The organism is Corynebacterium riegelii (genome assembly GCF_001263755.1).
GTDB lineage: Bacteria > Actinomycetota > Actinomycetes > Mycobacteriales > Mycobacteriaceae > Corynebacterium > Corynebacterium riegelii.
Map to the genome: position 1 here is coordinate 848,238 of NZ_CP012342.1, position 15,858 is coordinate 864,095.

At 59.8% G+C, this 15,858-nt stretch carries 16 protein-coding genes; 6 read left to right on the top strand and 10 right to left on the bottom strand.

Annotated features, from left to right (window positions below; genetic code table 11):
- Positions 1-563: 563 nt before the first annotated feature.
- Positions 564-899 carry a DUF2314 domain-containing protein gene (locus tag AK829_RS04045; RefSeq protein WP_052204492.1) on the bottom strand — a complete coding sequence of 112 codons (336 nt, stop codon included), beginning with the start codon at positions 897-899 and terminating at the stop codon, positions 564-566.
- Positions 900-1,053: 154 nt separating this feature from the next.
- On the opposite strand from AK829_RS04045, the gene AK829_RS04050 reads away from it, so the two are divergent.
- From AK829_RS04050 to AK829_RS04065, 4 genes are all read left to right on the top strand, one after another.
- Positions 1,054-1,674 (top strand): hypothetical protein, encoded by a 621-nt coding sequence (locus AK829_RS04050; protein WP_052204495.1) that lies wholly within the window; start codon positions 1,054-1,056, stop codon positions 1,672-1,674.
- 90 nt (positions 1,675-1,764) lie between these two features.
- Entirely contained in the window at positions 1,765-2,673 is a 909-nt protein-coding gene (locus AK829_RS04055) for an ABC transporter substrate-binding protein (protein WP_052204497.1), read from the top strand.
- Between the two features lie 37 nt (positions 2,674-2,710).
- Entirely contained in the window at positions 2,711-3,688 is a 978-nt protein-coding gene (locus tag AK829_RS04060; RefSeq protein ID WP_052204499.1) for an amino acid ABC transporter permease, read from the top strand.
- 6 nt (positions 3,689-3,694) lie between these two features.
- The gene (locus AK829_RS04065) at positions 3,695-4,468 is read left to right on the top strand and encodes an amino acid ABC transporter ATP-binding protein (protein WP_052204502.1); all 774 of its coding nucleotides are present in this window, start codon (positions 3,695-3,697) and stop codon (positions 4,466-4,468) included.
- Here the strand turns inward: AK829_RS04065 and AK829_RS04070 are convergent.
- The 7 genes from AK829_RS04070 to AK829_RS04100 are packed head-to-tail and all read right to left on the bottom strand — an operon-like array spanning position 4,465 to position 11,641.
- Positions 4,465-5,217 carry a sulfite exporter TauE/SafE family protein gene (locus AK829_RS04070; RefSeq protein WP_052204503.1) on the bottom strand — a complete coding sequence of 251 codons (753 nt, stop codon included), beginning with the start codon at positions 5,215-5,217 and terminating at the stop codon, positions 4,465-4,467. The two genes, AK829_RS04065 and AK829_RS04070, sit on opposite strands and share 4 nt — an antisense overlap.
- Positions 5,214-5,717 (bottom strand): pantetheine-phosphate adenylyltransferase, encoded by a 504-nt coding sequence (coaD, locus tag AK829_RS04075; protein WP_052204505.1) that lies wholly within the window; start codon positions 5,715-5,717, stop codon positions 5,214-5,216. The genes AK829_RS04070 and coaD overlap by 4 nt, the downstream gene beginning before the upstream one ends.
- A gap of 1 nt (position 5,718) precedes the next feature.
- Positions 5,719-6,324, bottom strand: coding sequence for a 16S rRNA (guanine(966)-N(2))-methyltransferase RsmD (gene rsmD, locus AK829_RS04080; RefSeq protein WP_052204507.1), 606 nt, complete (start codon positions 6,322-6,324; stop codon positions 5,719-5,721).
- 21 nt (positions 6,325-6,345) lie between these two features.
- Complete coding sequence (locus tag AK829_RS04085) at positions 6,346-8,448, bottom strand: ATP-dependent DNA helicase RecG (RefSeq protein ID WP_052204509.1); 2,103 nt, start codon at positions 8,446-8,448, stop codon at positions 6,346-6,348.
- 5 nt (positions 8,449-8,453) lie between these two features.
- Positions 8,454-10,022, bottom strand: coding sequence for a DAK2 domain-containing protein (locus AK829_RS04090; RefSeq protein ID WP_052204511.1), 1,569 nt, complete (start codon positions 10,020-10,022; stop codon positions 8,454-8,456).
- Between the two features lie 11 nt (positions 10,023-10,033).
- Entirely contained in the window at positions 10,034-10,678 is a 645-nt protein-coding gene (locus AK829_RS04095) for a uracil-DNA glycosylase (RefSeq protein ID WP_052204513.1), read from the bottom strand.
- Entirely contained in the window at positions 10,679-11,641 is a 963-nt protein-coding gene (locus AK829_RS04100) for a thiamine-phosphate kinase (protein ID WP_052204515.1), read from the bottom strand.
- A 35-nt stretch (positions 11,642-11,676) separates the two neighbouring features.
- Between AK829_RS04100 and AK829_RS04105 the strand changes: the two genes are divergently transcribed.
- Positions 11,677-12,597: a DUF3515 domain-containing protein gene (locus AK829_RS04105; RefSeq protein ID WP_052204516.1), complete on the top strand. Its 921-nt coding sequence runs from the start codon at positions 11,677-11,679 to the stop codon at positions 12,595-12,597.
- Here AK829_RS04105 and AK829_RS04110 read toward each other — a convergent pair.
- Positions 12,557-13,627, bottom strand: coding sequence for a D-alanine--D-alanine ligase family protein (locus AK829_RS04110; RefSeq protein WP_052204518.1), 1,071 nt, complete (start codon positions 13,625-13,627; stop codon positions 12,557-12,559). The genes AK829_RS04105 and AK829_RS04110 overlap by 41 nt on opposite strands.
- Before the next feature lie 19 nt (positions 13,628-13,646).
- Positions 13,647-14,645: an NAD(P)H-dependent glycerol-3-phosphate dehydrogenase gene (locus AK829_RS04115; protein WP_052204520.1), complete on the bottom strand. Its 999-nt coding sequence runs from the start codon at positions 14,643-14,645 to the stop codon at positions 13,647-13,649.
- Between the two features lie 157 nt (positions 14,646-14,802).
- Between AK829_RS04115 and AK829_RS04120 the strand changes: the two genes are divergently transcribed.
- Positions 14,803-15,822 carry an NUDIX hydrolase gene (locus AK829_RS04120; RefSeq protein WP_052204522.1) on the top strand — a complete coding sequence of 340 codons (1,020 nt, stop codon included), beginning with the start codon at positions 14,803-14,805 and terminating at the stop codon, positions 15,820-15,822.
- Positions 15,823-15,858 lie beyond the last annotated feature (36 nt).

A 15,858-nucleotide genomic window follows, 5' to 3' on the forward strand; every position in this document is an offset into this window, starting at 1 on the left:
TCCAAGTGTTCTTCTTTGGGCTAGAGCTTAGGTTAGGTCTCGAGGCTGCTTTTTGTCACTTAACCCCCAGCGTTCCCGCCTTCTGGCGCGCTTGGCTTTGCGGATGTCCACGACCCAGCGCGGGACAAAGGGCCACGGCAGTGGAATGCCGACCGCACCCGTAAATCCAATGAATCCGATGATTAAAAGCACAACGGGCGGAACAAGTAGCACTGTCTGGACGGGATCGGGAAAGTTGGCCATTCTTACCAGGCCCTCGATACCGCGAGCACCCAGAATTAGTGAGCCGTAAGGAAAGATGAACAGCGCGCCATCACTGTCTGCACCCTCTGGTTCGGATGCGTCATACCATTCCTCATCTTGACGGACTTTTCGAACGACCCGAAGTTAGAAGGTCCAACAGAGAACCATAAATAGAATCGCCCCGCCGAAGAACAGCAAAGCTTCAATAGTTCCGTTCATGGAGTTCAACCTCCGCGTGGATACTTCTCGCTGTACGCAGTAAATGCTACCGACGACCTCGACTAGTTTGTCGGGGCAAAGCATCCCGTGCCGCCACTACGTCACTCTTCATAAATATCGATGACGTGCTCCGGCCCGAATTCGATGAAGTCTCCGACCTTTGCGCCTTGTACCAAGGCGGGCTCGTTATTCAGCTCGCCGACGTAGTTACTCCCTCGCCCTGCCGAAACGGTAACCCACATGCGCTCAGCGCCTGGCATGCTGGGGTCAGGATCATTCAGCACGAAGATCAGCTTGACTATGTCCCCCACCTTGAGGTTCTCACGTGCGGATCGTTTCGGGAGGCCGAACGTATCCGGGTACTCAGCATGGAGTTTCTCGCCGTCTTCAAGGTGGTAGTCAACGGGCTTGGGCATTTCGAAATCGTCAAGAGTCATGCAGATATTCTTACACTTTTCTCACACTGCAGCCCATCAACTTTGCCTTTAATTCAGCCCTGGCCCAGCGTTCGGGACCACCCACGGCAAAGCCAGCAGGCGAGTAAACCGCAAGCGTTGGTCGTAGCCTGCGTAAACCGTTATTATCTCCGTCATGCGTAAAATTCTTGCCTCCTCGCTTGCTGCTGCTGTCATCTTCACCGGCTCTACCGCTGTATCCGCAGTGGCGGCTGAGGGTGACACCACTTCGAGCTCGGATAAGACGGATAAGACGGACAACCAGAACGCTGAATCCTCTGCCGAGAAGGCCGGCTCCACTCGTGATGAGTCGAAGAATGTTCCGCCGCGGCCAACCCTGGGCGCACCTTCCCCGGCCCTGGAGAAGCTGAACCCGGATCCGTACACCGACCCGATGTACATCGACCCAGACAAGAACCCGCTGAAGAAGGTCTCCAGTTCCGACATGTTCCTGGACTGGACCAAGGACATGCCAGAGGGTGAAGGCAAGGACTTCGTCCAGGCATGGGCGGTCGGCTCCGCCATCCCTGATACGGCAAACCCTGTTGAGCTGTTCAAGCAGGAGCTGCAGGGTTCTTCCATGATGTCTTCTGGCATGTTCACCGGCGATTGGGCGCAGAGCTCCCGTGGTTCTAGCCAGGCAACGTCTGTCATCATCCCGGTCCTGCTCGGTTTGCTGGTCATCGGTCAGGTGACTGAGCTGGTCATGCGTGGGCTTCGCTACGCAGGTGTGGAAATCCCGACGCTTACTTTCTAATCCGACCGCAGGGCGCGCCGGGAGGATTCCCGCATGCATGGGCGCAGGGTTTATTATGCAGTGGAGCGTAATTTTTAACCCGAAAGACCTATGCACATTTCACAACACATCAAACGCGCCTCGGCCGCCGTTGTCGCCCTTGCAGCAACGGTGAGCCTTGCAGGTTGCGTGACCAACCATGAGGGCGGCAACCCGGAGGGCTGGGAGGCTATTGCACCCGCTGCCGTCCCGGAGATCGCAGCCATGGTGCCGTCAGAGGTCAGTGCGGACGGCAAGTTTTCCATCGGCGCCAATCCCCCATTTGCACCATTTGAGTTCAAAGACTCTGAAGGCAAGCTCATTGGCCTAGAGCTTGACCTTGGACGCGCACTAGCCAGCATCATGGGGCTTGAGTTTGACCCGCAGGAGATGGACTTCTCACTCATCTTGCCCGCAGTTCAAGCCGGCAGCCTTGATGCTGGTATGTCCGGGTTTACCGATAATGAGGAACGCCGCAAGACCTTTGACTTTGTCAACTTCCTCTACGCCGGCATCCAGTGGGCAACGCAGCCCGGTACGGATATTGACCCGAGCAACCCATGCGGCTTGACGGTCGCGGTACAGCGCACGACAGTCTCTGAGACAGACGACGTACGCCCGAAGAGCGAGGCCTGCGAAGAAGCTGGCGAGGAACCGATCACGGTGCTGTCTTTTGATACCGCGGATAACGCCTCACTTGCTGCACTTGTTGGGCGTGCTGATGCGGTCAGCGCTGACTCCCCCGTGACAGCGTGGGCGGTCCAGCGTTCTGACGGCAAGCTTGTGCTGACCGGTGAGATGTTTGATGCAGCCCCGTACGGCATTGCGGTGCCAAAGGGCTCGGAGCTCGCACCTGCGCTTGCGGCAGCTATGCAGCATCTCATTGACACTGGCGATTATGACCGGATTCTTGCGCAGTGGGGTGTGGACAACGGGCACCTTGAAGAAGCGTTGATTAATGAAGAGCCGATTAGGCAGTAGCCGTAAAGACAACGGTAAAGACAGGGATTTTTAGACAATGAGTAATCAAGTAACACTGCCCACCGGCGGGGACGGATCACAACAGCCAGGAACAAAGCAGCGTCCGCAGCGCATTGAGGCAAAGCCGCTTCGCCACCCGGGCCGTTGGGTGTTGGCTGCGGTACTTTTGGCGCTTGCTATCTGGTTTGTTATCGGCGCGGCACGCAACGAGGCCTACGGCTGGTCCACTTACTTCGCCTACCTGCTGGATACCCGCATTGCTACGGCGGCGCTGCACACCATCGCCATTACGGTGCTGGCCATGCTGATTGGTGTGATCGGCGGCGTGGTGTTGGCCGTGATGCGTATGAGCCCGAATCCGGTATTTAAGTCGATTGCGTGGCTATTCCTCTGGATCTTCCGTGGCACCCCGGTGTACGTGCAGTTGATGTTCTGGGGGCTCATCGGTGCGATCTATGACTCGATCAATGTTGGTTTCGCCCAGATTTCCCTGGATCCGTTTACGTCCTCGGCATTCATGCTGGCCGTGGTGGGCCTTGGTCTGAATGAGGCGGCGTACATGGCCGAGATTGTCCGCTCCGGTGTCTCTTCTGTGCCAGAGGGCCAAATTGAGGCGTCTAAGGCGCTGGGTATGGGTTGGTCCCAAACTATGCGACGCACCGTGTTACCCCAAGCTATGCGCATCATTATCCCGCCAACCGGCAATGAGTTCATCTCCCTGCTCAAGACCTCCTCTCTTGTGGTTGCGGTGCCTTATTCCTATGAGCTTTACGGCCGCTCGATGGACATTGCTGCAGCACTCTTTGAGCCGGTGCCGCTGCTTTTGGTTGCGGCGACCTGGTACCTGGTCATCACCTCGATTTTGATGGTTGGCCAGCACTACTTGGAGCGCTACTTTGACCGTGGTGTGACTCGCCAGCTCACCGCTCGTCAGCTGGCTAGCCTTGCTGACGCTGAGGGCACGATCCCGAACAATGTCCAGATCATCGAAGCTCCCGAGAAGAAAGGTCGCTAACACACCATGACCGTTAAACACACACCCATGGTCCAGGCGGTGGATGTCTGGAAGTCGTTCGGCAATCTGGATGTGCTCAAGGGCATTGATCTGGAGGTTATGCCGGGTACTGTCACCTGCATCATCGGCCCGTCTGGTTCCGGTAAGTCCACGCTGCTTCGCTGTGTCAACCACTTGGAGAAGGTCACGGCTGGCCGCCTGTATGTGGATGCTGAGCTGATTGGTTACCGCGAGCGCAACGGCGTGCTGCATGAGATGAGCGAAAAGGACGCCGCCAAGCAGCGCCGTGAGATTGGCATGGTGTTCCAAAACTTCAACTTGTTTGGCCACCGCACGGTGCTGGACAACATCATTGAGGCCCCAGTCCACGTCAAGGGCGTGCCCGCAGCACAGGCAAAGGCCCGCGCGATGGAACTGCTCAGGATGGTCGGTTTGGAGTCCAAGGCGGATGCCTACCCCATCCAACTCTCAGGTGGTCAGCAGCAGCGTGTGGCTATCGCGCGTGCGGTTGCCATGGATCCAAAGCTCATGCTTTTCGACGAGCCAACGTCCGCCCTCGACCCCGAACTCGTCGGCGAAGTCCTGCGCGTCATGCGCCAGCTTGCAGATGATGGCATGACCATGCTGGTAGTCACCCACGAGTTGGCCTTTGCCCGCGAGGTTGCAGACAACATCGTCTTCATGGCCGATGGCGTGATTGTTGAGCAGGGCACAGCCGATGAGGTGCTGGATAACCCGAAGGAGGAACGCACCAAGGCGTTCCTGTCCACCCTGTTCTAAGCGCTGAGCATCCCAACCAGGCCGCGCACAAGCGCGGTGAACCCGCCGAAGATAGCAAGCGACAACGCAATGCGGTACGCCAGGTTCACCGGCACGCGCGGCGCCACACGGGTGCCAACGATGATGCCCAGCACCATCGCAATGATGCCAACCACCCACGTCTGCGGGGTAACAGCGGCAAGGTTGGCGGCACCTGTCGCTTCCTTGATGGCAAAGGACACTGCCCCGCCAACCAAAAAGATCGGCTGCAGCGTTGCCGCGTAGATCTCCTTCGGCCACCGCGCCGCGTGCGCGTAGACGGTAATCGAAGGCCCCGCTACACCGGCAAGTGTGTTCATAAACCCGCCGACAGTACCGGCAATAACTGAGGGCACCGTGCCTTCAATATTCGGAATGTAGCGCTTGCCCATGGTTACGGTACTCAGCGCGATCAAGAGCAACACACCCACAATGATCAGCAGCAGGTCTGTTGAGATCGCGCGGATCAAAAACGCACCCGGCACCGCCCCCAACACAAGCGCAGCGGCAATTGGCGCAAACCGCTTCCAATCCACACGCTCCCGCATGGAATACGTGTTGGCAACGGCGTTGATGGTGGCCAACACGTTGACCATCAGCACACCAGAGACCGGGCCCAGCAACACCGACAGCGCAGGGGCTGCGATAAGTCCCAGGCCCATACCGGAGATTCGTTGCAGTGCGGCGCCACCGAAGATGGCAAAGAAGATACCGACAAGGATTGCCGTCACTGCGCCTCACCCGGCGCCTCACCCGGACGCAGTTTCTCCACCATCGCCTCGCGCACGTGATCAGGGACAAGACCCGTGATGTCGCCGCCGTACTTGGCCACTTCCTTGGTCAAAGAAGACGAAATGTAGCCGTACTTTTCATCCGTGAGCAAAAAGTACGTATCCACGCCGGTGAGCCTGCGGTTCATCTGCGCCATAGGCAGCTCGTATTCATAATCAAGCGCCGTGCGAAGTCCCTTCACCAACGCCGTCACACCGTGGGCCGTGGTGTAGTCCACCAGCAGCCCGCCCCAGTTATCCACCTCGACGTTAGGCAGATGCTGGGTAACTTCACGGATGAGGTTTACACGCTCTTCAATGCTAAAAAGCCCCGATTTTTTGGTGGGATTACCAGTGACCAGGACGATTACCTTGTCAAAGTGGCGCGCGGCGCGAGTAACAATGTCCAAGTGTCCGTTAGTGATTGGGTCAAACGAGCCGGGGCAAACCGCGGTGGTCATCCTAGGCTTCTCCTTCAGACGTGTCAGGTGCTTCGGGTGCATCAGGGTCGGTGTAGACAGCCATATCCATACGCGCAATGCCGTAGAGACGTTTCTTCAGCTTCTGCCCGGTTGGGGTAAATTCCGCAGGCCAGTCGGTCTCAGGGCTTTCGCGGTGGCGTTCGATGACTACCACGGCGCCGTCGACAAGCAAAGGCTTAAGCGCCTCAACCATTTCCGCCACCGCCTCATCAGCCAGGTCATAGGGCGGGTCCGCCAGCACCATGGAGAAGTGCTTGCGCGGGGCACGCGCCACGTAGTCAGACACCTTGGCCTGCTCAATGGTCACATTCGGATGCCCTACTACACCAGCGTTGTGCTTGATAATCTCCACGGCCTTGGCGTCTTGCTCCACCAAGACCACAGACTCCGCACCACGCGAGGCTGCCTCCAAGCCGAGCGCGCCGGAGCCAGCGAAAAGGTCAAGCACTCGCTCACCGATAAACCCGAAGCGCACCTGGAGCGAAGAGAACAGGCCCTCACGTGCGCGATCCGAAGTTGGACGGGTGCCCTCCGGCGGCACTTTAATCTTGCGGCCGCGGGCCTCACCAGAAATGATTCGGGTCATTGACATGGCATTTACCCTAACCTAGCTCTTATCCAAGTATTCAAAGTCCTCAGGGACAAACCGTGCCGTTGCGGCACGGGCAAACTCAATGTTGTTTGCAACAATCCCCGCCGCGTCGTTATACGCGCGCTGCACCACGGCAAAATCATCCACCAGGTTCACCAGCTTCAGCGTGCGAGCAATACCGGACTGCTCAGTGCCTAAGACGTCACCTTCGCGGCGTAGCAGCAGGTCAAGCTCTGCCAACGCAAAACCATCAATGTTGGCCGCCACTTGGCGCACACGCTCAAACGAGGGGCTGTCCTCAGCTGCTGTGGTGTGGAAGAGACACAGCGAGGCATTGCCACCGCGCCCAATGCGCCCACGCAGCTGGTGCAGCTGGGAGATGCCGAAATGTTCGGACTCGCGCACCATCATCACCGTGGCATTGGGCACGTCCACGCCAACCTCAATAACCGTGGTGGACACCAGCACGTCGATCTTGCCCGCGGCAAACGCGCTCATCACCTCGTCTTTTTCCGTGCCTTTCATGCGGCCGTGCAGTACGTCCACGTTCAGGCCCGGGAATTCTGTGGCTGATAGCCAGGCGGCGGTCTCGGTGACGCCGCCTTCACCGTCGATACGCGGGCAGACGATGTACACCTGGTGGCCGATTGCGATCTCCTCGCGCATCTTCTCCCAGGCGCGCGCCACCCAGGCGGGTTTGAACTCCGGCACCACGGAAGACTGGATGGGTTTGCGCCCACCCGGCAGCTCCTTGAGCGTGGACACAGACAGATCACCAAAGACGGTAATAGCGATGGTGCGCGGGATCGGCGTTGCCGTCATCACCAACAGGTGCGGGGTGTACTGGCCGGCCTTGGCGCGCAGCTTGTCGCGCTGCTCCACGCCGAAGCGGTGCTGCTCATCCACCACAACAAGGCCAAGGTTGAAAAACTCCACGCCCTCTTGAATCAGCGCGTGGGTACCCACCACAATGTCGGCCTCACCGGTGACAATCTTCAGCAGCGCCTCCTGTTTTGCCGCAGCAGGCATGGACCCGGTCAGTGCGACCACCGTGGCCGGCACCCCGGCGTTCATCAACGTGGTGGTCAGCGAGCGCGCGTGCTGCATCACCAACACCTCTGTGGGTGCAAGCAGCGCCGCCTGTGCCCCGCCATCGACTGCCTGCAGCATGGCCAGCAAAGAAACAATAGTCTTGCCGGAGCCGACCTCGCCCTGCAGTAAGCGACTCATGGGGATCGAGCGCGCCATATCCGCGCTGATGTCACGCAGCACGAGGTCCTGGCCGTCCGTCAGCGAGTAAGGCAAGCGCTCCAGAAGCGTCGCCTGGTGGCCCTCAGCCCTGGGACGTAGCGGCTTGGCACTGCGGTTTTCGGTATCGGCGCGGCGCACCCCCATGGCAAGGGCAACGGAGAGCGCCTCGTCATACTTCAACCGCTCAATCGCGGCCTTCGGTCCTTTGATCCCCGGATCATGGATCTGGCGTATCGCAGCATTCAACGGCAGATACCCAATTGGTGTAAATCCCAGCGGTTCTTCAATCTTCGGCAGGTTTTTCAGCACCATGTGGACCGCCCCCATGATCGTCCACGTGCTCACATTCTTGGTAGCCGGGTACAGCGGCAGCCACTTGCGGCCGCCTAAAATCTCGTCCAAATCGCCGAAGTAGGAAAGCTGGCGAAGTGAGCCGGTTGCCTGCGTCGGGCCGTCTAAAAGCACAAAGTCCGGATGCTGCAGCTGGGGACGCTCTTGAAACAGCGAGTACTTGCCCGTGAACATCGCCCGCGTACCTGGCCTGAGCACCCGCATTGCGTATTCTGAGCCGAAGAAGGTGGCGTCAAACATCTGATCACCATCATGGATCTCCACCTTGAAGATCTTGCGACTTGGCTGTTTACGGTTGGGAAAGACGCGGGTGTTGACCACCTCACCAATCAACGTCACTGTATCCCCTGGCTGCATCCCGAACAGGCTCTCCCCAGAGCCATAGTGGACGTACCTACGCGGGTAGTGGCGCAACAGCTCCCCGCAGGTGTCAATCCCCAAATGCTTCGAAATCGCGCGGGCCTGCTTCAACGGAATGATCAGGTTCAGCGGACGCGTGTCATCGAAGCCAAGCATTTCGGCTACTCCACACCAATTTCAGCAACAACACCCAACCCGTCAGCCGGGTAGGCAAAGACGCTTACCGCAAGCTTTGCTTCTATCGACGCAAGCGAATCCTCATCCAACGCCCCCGGCTCATAGAACACCGTGACCTGCTCACCGCCGTGCTCCAAAAAGCGCGAGCACACGCCCTCAATGGCTTCCCTGGGGTTATCTGCAATAAACACAGTCTCACCGTGCGCGGTAACCACCACGTCCCCCTTGGCAACGGCGCCGCCTTGCAACAGACCCGTCCGTGGCGCCCGGTACGCGACCGCCGTGCGCATCTCGCCTGCGGCCTCTGACATGGCGAAAGCGGCCGTGGCAAGCGGCTGGTTCGGGTCGTGCACACTAAGCGCAGCAATGCCGGAGACCAAACGCACCGTAGGCAGCAACGTCACCTGCTGCTCAAAGGCACGCGCAGCCTTCTCCACAGACGCCATCTCACGCCCGCCCAACAGGCCGTTGGGCAAAAGCAGCACCTCGCTGGCATCACCCCGGCGAATCTCGCCCAAAATATCTGCAACCACGTCCTTGCCGGGCGCTACTGTTACTGCACCGGCCTCGCGATACAGCTGCGTCAAAGAGCCCGGCGGGGTCACCGCCAAGATCATGCGCTCCGGCGCCGCCGTGGTCGGCTCCGCGGGCAACACCTCTAGGCGTAGATCGCTCACCTCGCCGCGGGCGAAGGCCTCCTGGATCACGTCACCTGCGCGCCGAGAGTGAATATGCACCTTGGCTTGGGTTTCGCTCAACCGCGCGGTGACCAAGCTATCCCCCATAGGCCCGATCGCTGCCTCAAGCGCGTCCACGTCACCCGCAAACTGGAACATGACCTCCAGGTTGCTCGCCGTACCGTGGTGTACTCCCTCAGCCACAGGCTGGGGCTTTTGCTTATAGACGCCAACGTCAACCCCATCCCCCAACTCCTCATCCAACGCCTCCAGCAACACCACAAGCCCAGTACCGCCAGCGTCCACCACACCAGATTCACGCAGCACCTCCAGCTGGGACGGCGTGTTAGCCAGGGCGACGCGGGCCGCCTCAGTGGCTGCGGACGCAACCTCTGCAATCGTGGGATCCTGCGGGTTCGCCGCCTGCGTCACAGCCTCAGTAGCCGCGACAGATGCGGCCCGCAGCACCGTAATCACGGTGCCTTCCACCGGGTCTGCAATCGCACGATCCACAAACGACACGGCGGCACGCAGCGCATCTGCAATCACAATACCGCCGGGGGTTTCCTCCGAAATCGTCTGCGCAAGGCCACGGATCACCTGGGAAAGCACCACGCCCGAATTGCCGCGCGCACCGCGCACCGCGCCAACTGCCAGGGCCTCGGCGACCTGCCGCGCATTGGCATCCTCACCAAGTGTCTCTGCTTCACGCACCGCAGAGGCCATCGTGTGCGCCATGTTGGACCCGGTATCCGCATCCGGAACGGGGAACACGTTGAGCTGGTTGATCTCCACCCGTCGACGGTTGAGCTCATCACTTGCGCGCCGCGCCCAGGACATAAGCCGCGCACCGTCAAAATGGGGTGGTACTGCCATGAGGGTGTAGTTTACAACGCCCAGTCCACAGGTTCGGCCCCTTGGGCAAGAAGCGCCTCATTTGCCCGCGAAAAAGGCCGCGAACCAAAGAAGCCACGCGACGCGCTCAGTGGCGACGGATGCGGGGAGGCAATCACCGGCGTATCACCCAAAAACTTCTGCGCAGTCTGCGCGTCACGCCCCCACAAGATGGCCACCAACGGCGTGTCACGTGCAACAAGCCCGCGGATCGCACACTCGGTGACCTCCTCCCAGCCCTTGCCGCGGTGTGAGCCCGGCTCCCCGGGGCGCACAGTCAGAACCCTGTTGAGCAACAAGATGCCCTGGTTGGCCCAGGAGGAAAGGTCACCGTCTGTACGCGGGGGTATACCCAGGTCTGCGTTGAGCTCCTTGTAGATGTTCACCAGTGAACGCGGTGCGGGAACGCCTGGTTGGGTAGAAAACGCAAGCCCCATGGGGTGGCCAGGTGTTGGGTACGGATCCTGGCCAAGGATGAGCACGCGGACGTCGTCCATGGGTTGATTGAAGGCGCGCAAGATATTGTTGCCGCTGGGAAGATACGCGGGCTCGCTGCGCAAAAAGTCACCAATGGCATGGACGGTGTCTTCGACTTCTGCCAGTGTGGACGCCCAGGATTCATGGATTGGAAGTGACATTTAGAAGCTCTCCCATCCGTCGGTGTAGGTGGGCTCGTGGCCGTCGATACGCACGCCGGTGCCCTTGGAAACTGTGCCGATACTGCGGAAGCCCACGGGTGCGGAGCCATCACAGGTGCCAATAAGCGTGTGGTCCTCTCCCCCGGTCAGTACCCACTGCCACGGGTCCACGCCCAGGTATTCGCCGGCGGCAGTCAGCACCGCGTCTGGAGCAAGCGCCACAGAGGTCAGGTCAATGCAAACCCCTGAGTTGCGTGCAAGCGTACTTACGTCCTTGATCAGGCCGTCCGAGTTATCGGTCATGGCTGTTGCACCGGCTGCACGCGCCACCACACCGCTGCCCGGGGTGAGCTGGGGTACCTGGTGGGCTTGGATGAGCACGTCAAATTCGTCCGGGATATCTTTGCCGGACTGCAACAGTGCCAGCCCGGCCGCGGAGTAGCCGATTCTGCCGTGGGCGATAACGCGCTGGCCCGGGCGTGCCCGGTTGAGTCGCAGGGCATCGAGGTTGCCGCCAATAGAGCCGATCGCGGTGACGGAGATAACCAGTTCGCTGCCAGAGGTCACATCACCGCCAACAAGCTCCGACGTCCAGTGCTGGGTTATGTCCCCAATGCCGCGCGCAAGGTCCTCAACAACAGCAAGCGGCGTCTGCGGCGGCGCGGAGATTGCAAGCAGAGCGGCAATCGGGTTTGCGCCCATCGCTTCGATGTCGGCGAAGTTTTGCACCACCGCTTTTTGGCCGACGGCGTACGGCGTGGTGAAGGTTTCCGTGAAGTGTCTGCCGGCCACCAGCATGTCGGTCGCCGCCACAACGCGTGAATTGGGCACTGACGGGGTGAGCACCGCGGCGTCGTCGCCGTTGAGCGCTGATGGCGCTGCGTTGACAATTGCTTGGATAACGTCGTGCTCCCCAACGTCTCCAAGCGTGGGTCCGTGGGTGGGGAAGCCGGTGTGAATCACGGTTGTAACTAGGCCTTTCAGTAGACTGAGCCGCCATGAGCTCGACACTGCACAATGCCAACCAGATTAACCGGAAGGCCGTTTACGCCATCCTTGCCCTCGCACTTGGGCTTGTCCTTGCGGTGCTAATCGGCGCCCGCGTGGTGTTTACGCAAGCCGCGCAGCAGCCGGTGACGTTGCCGCAACTGCCTTCGCCTGAGGCTGATTCCACAGAGTGTGTCCAGTTTATGGACACCCTGCCGGAGAAGGTTGCCGGTTTTAAGCGCGCGAATCTGGCGGAGCCGGTGCCTGCTGGTGCAACGGCGTGGCAGCGTTCCTCCACTGAGCGGGTTACGCTTCGTTGTGGTGTGGATATGCCGATGCAGTACAACGTGTACTCAGAGCCTGAGGAAGCGCACGGCGCGAAGTGGCTGCGCGTGGATGACCCGGCAACCACGTTGGCAACCTGGTTTACGGTGGACCGCTCCCCCGTTGTTGCGGTAACTGCTGATACCGCGCAGGTGCGCCGATCCCCGATCGCGGACATTGATGCCTCCACCCTGCCTCAGGCAGATATCGCACCTGCTCCGGCACCGCTGAGCGCGCTTGAGGCGGTTGCAACCGATGTGTGCGACGGCTTGCTTGAAAACGCGCCGAAGGAAATCGCCGAGGGCTTTTCGCTTATCAGCGACCCCGCAACCCCCTCAACCCTTACCTGGACCAAGCCGGGCGCAGAACCCGTTGTGTTGCGCTGCGGTGTTACCCCGCCGGAGAATTACGCACCTGGTGCTTCTCTAACCCAGGTCAATGAGGTGCCGTGGTTCCAAGACGTCGTTGACGGTATGGATGTGTTCTACGCGCTGGGGCGTAAGACGGATCTCGCCGCATCTATGCCAATTACCGGCAGCAACGAGATCATCACCAACCTGTCTGACCTTATTGCCCGCGAGGTTCCGGCTGCTCCGCAAGCGCAGTAGCCACCAGCGTTTCTAGAAGCTCGGCGTAGCCCACACCACTTGCCTGCCACACCTGCGGGTACATGGAAATCGGCGTGAAGCCCGGCATGGTGTTGATCTCATTGAGCACCGGGCCATCAGGGGTAAGGAAGAAGTCCACGCGCGCGAGCGACTTGCAGTCCAGCGCCTGAAACGCCACCACGGCAAGCTCGCGCAGCTTCTCCGTCACTGCCTGCTCGTACGGGGCCGGGATGGTGGCCGTGACGTGGTTGTCCAGGTACTTGGTTTCAAAACCGTAGAAGCCCTCATCAGAGTCCTCCGTGCCGTTGAGCTTGGCCGGAACAGAGGCTGCAATACGCCCATCCGGGTACTGCAACACGCCAACCTCAACCTCATCGCCTACCAGTGCCCCCTCCACCAGAACTTTGTTGTCCTGTTTGAAGGCCTCGTTGAGCGCTGTGTCGAAATCTTCCCAGCGCTCCACCTTGGACACACCGATGGAGGAACCACCGTTTGCCGGCTTCACAAACACCGGCAACCCCAAGCGCTCACGCTGCGCCTCATCCAGCTGCTGGTGCGGGGTGCGCAGCGTCACTGAAGGTGCCACCGCAATGCCTTCTGCGGCAACAAGTTTCTTGGTGTATTCCTTATCCATGCCGCAGGCAGACGCCAGCACGCCCGGGCCAACATAGGGCACGCCGGAAAGCTCAAACAGGCCCTGGATGGTGCCATCTTCACCAAATTTGCCGTGCAGCACCGGGAAAATCACATCCACCTCAGCGACCGTCTCGCCGGTTTCTGGGTTGAAGAAGGTGCCGGGGGTTAACGGTGACGTCGACAAGCAAACTGCCCTTAAGCCACTGACTTCCGGCAAGGTAGCTCCTGCCACTGGGTCGAGCTCTCCCTCCACCCACGTGCCGTCACGGCGAATACCCACCGGGAAAATCTCAAAACGATCTTTGGGTAAATGCGCCATGATCGCGCCGGAGGAGATGCAGGAAATGGAGTGCTCGGTGGACTGACCACCGTAGATGACAGCTATACGAACCACGGGTCGAGCCTACCCGCCGCTACTCCGATTTCTTGCTTCGACCCATCAGTGCCGCAATCACCTCAGCAACCTTTAAGTCCCCGTGGCACACCGCATGCACTGCCTGCGTAATCGGCAGGTCCACCCCTTGCGCTTGGCCGAGCTGGAAGATACTGCGTGACGACGCCACGCCTTCCGCCACCTGCCCCTTCGTCGCAGCCTTCGCTTCCTCAATGGTTGCGCCCTGGCCAAGGGCGTGGCCAAACGTACGGTTACGGCTCAGCGGCGAAGAACAGGTTGCAACCAGGTCGCCCAGACCCGCAAGACCCGAGAAGGTCCGCTGATCTGCACCAAGCGACAAACCCAGGCGGGTGATCTCTGCAAGACCACGAGTGATCAACGTAGCAATGGTGTTCTCCCCCAGGCCCTGGCCCGCCGCCATGCCGCAGGCCAACGCGATCACGTTTTTGGTGGCACCGCCGATCTCACACCCAATGACATCCGTATTGGTGTACGGGCGCAGGTAATTGGTGGCACACGCAGCCTGGACCAGTTTCGCGCGGTTCTCGTTTTCACAGGCAATCACCGTGGCAGCCGGTTGCTCCTCGGCGATCTCACGCGCCAAGTTCGGGCCAGACAGCACCGCGATGCGCTCATTGGACGCGCCGGTAACCTCCGCGATGATCTCGCTCATCCGCATATGGGTCTGCGCCTCAATGCCCTTAGAGATGGACACGAGCGTGGAATCCGGACGCAGGTGCGAAGCCCACTCAGTCAGGTTCTGGCGCATGGTCTGGCTGGGCACCGCGAAGACAACAATGTCCGCGCTTGCCAGCGCTGCAGGGGCATCATCAACCGCCGAGATCGCCTCCGGCAGACGAATACCGGGCAGGTAGTCGGGGTTTTCGTGGGTTTGACTAATGGTCTGCGCCAGCTTCGTACGGCGAGCCCATAGCGTGACAGAGTTACCGCCGTCTGCAAACACCTTGGCCAGCGTCGTGCCCCAGGAACCGGCACCCATGACAGCAACGTTGACCATCCGCAACCAACCTCCAACATCCGTGTGCAAAATGCAGCCTGCGATAAAAATGCGTTACTAACGCTAACATTTGCGCGGGTGCTGTGTGTGACGGTGTGTGACGGTGTGTGACGGTCTGAATATGCAGCCTTGCGGCGAGTGCGCAACAATGGAACCTATGTCTGGAAACACTTCTCGCCCCACCAACTTGCACGAGCAGGACAAAGATAGCGCTGGGGAGATGTTTATCACCGGCCGTCATCAAGAAATCCCGCTTAAACCACACAAGGAGTTTGCCCGCACCACACTGGCCGCGGGTGCCGTCATGTGGCGTGGGGACGCTGATAACCCCGATTCTTTGGAAGTGGCGTGCATTCACCGCCCGCATTATGACGATTGGTCGTTGGCCAAGGGCAAGCTCGACCCGGGTGAGTCCCTCATTGCAACCGCAGTGCGAGAAATCAAAGAGGAAACCGGCTATGACGTGCGCTTGGGCAAGCTCATTGGCAAGACCGTCTACCCGGTGAAAAACACCACCAAGGTGGTCTACTACTGGACTGGTGAGGTCACCGGTGGTGAGTTCGTGCCCAACGATGAGGTTGATGAGATCCGTTGGCTGCCGGTGGAGGAAGCCAAGGCGTTGATGAGCTACGAGTTGGACCGTCAGGTGCTGGCCAAGGCGCAGAAGCGGTTTAACACGCCGACAACCTCGCGCATCTTGTACGTGCGCCACGCCCGCGCACATGATCGGAAGAAGTGGACGGGCGATGACAACCTGCGCCCGCTGGATAAGAAGGGCCGCCGCCAGTCAGAGATGCTGGTGCCCATGCTGGCGCCGTTTCACCCGCAGCGGATCTTTACGGCTGCGCCTGATCGTTGCCAAGCAACAGTGGCTCCGCTTGCAGACGAGCTGAAACTGGACGTGACCGTGGACCGTCGCTTTGGGGACGACGCTTGGTTGGAAAACATGGTGGACGCCAAGCAGGCGTTCATGGATGTAGTTGCACGTGGCGGGGTGAGCGTGATTTGCAGCCAGGGTGAAACAATCCCGCAGATGATTGCGTGGCTGTCGTCCCAAGGCACACTGCCCATTGACACTGACATTCTGGCGAAGAAGGGCTCAACCTGGGTCTTGAGCTTTTGCGACGGCAAACTCACCGGCGCCGACTACATCCCAACCGCCCTGCCAGTGCAGTAAGCCTGAACAATCCCGAAAGATAAGGAACGTTAGTTT